The organism is Pseudomonas sp. PS01303 (genome assembly GCF_029959385.1).
Taxonomy (GTDB): Bacteria; Pseudomonadota; Gammaproteobacteria; order Pseudomonadales; family Pseudomonadaceae; genus Aquipseudomonas; species Aquipseudomonas rustica.
Genome location: NZ_JASCPK010000342.1, coordinates 1 through 287 on the forward strand (window position 1 = coordinate 1; position 287 = coordinate 287).

A 287-nucleotide genomic window follows, 5' to 3' on the forward strand; every position below is an offset into this window, starting at 1 on the left:
CGGTAATGGCCAGCGGAAACTGATCCCATCTCATGCTCAAGGAACGAACATGAAAGCACTGATCGAAAAACAACTTGAAGAAAGCATGCGTGACGCGCTGCTCGGGCTCTATCTGTCCTTGATCGATTCGGACGTTTCAAACAGCGGCGACATTAACACGCAGCTCAAGACCGCGAATGACCTCTACCACCACTTGCTGCTTGACGTATTGGTCAGCCAGGACGTGCCGACCAGCCCGGTGGCTTGCGCTATCGCCAGCCTGCAGCAATACATCAACAGCATTCTGG

Annotated in this window: 1 protein-coding gene; it reads left to right on the forward strand. The window is 53.7% G+C overall.

The window, feature by feature from the left end; all coding sequences use genetic code 11:
• Window positions 1-49: 49 nt before the first annotated feature.
• Window positions 50-287, forward strand: a 238-nt coding sequence (locus QMX93_RS30895) for a neuraminidase-like domain-containing protein (protein ID WP_282359359.1), incomplete at its 3' end; no start/stop codon positions are given.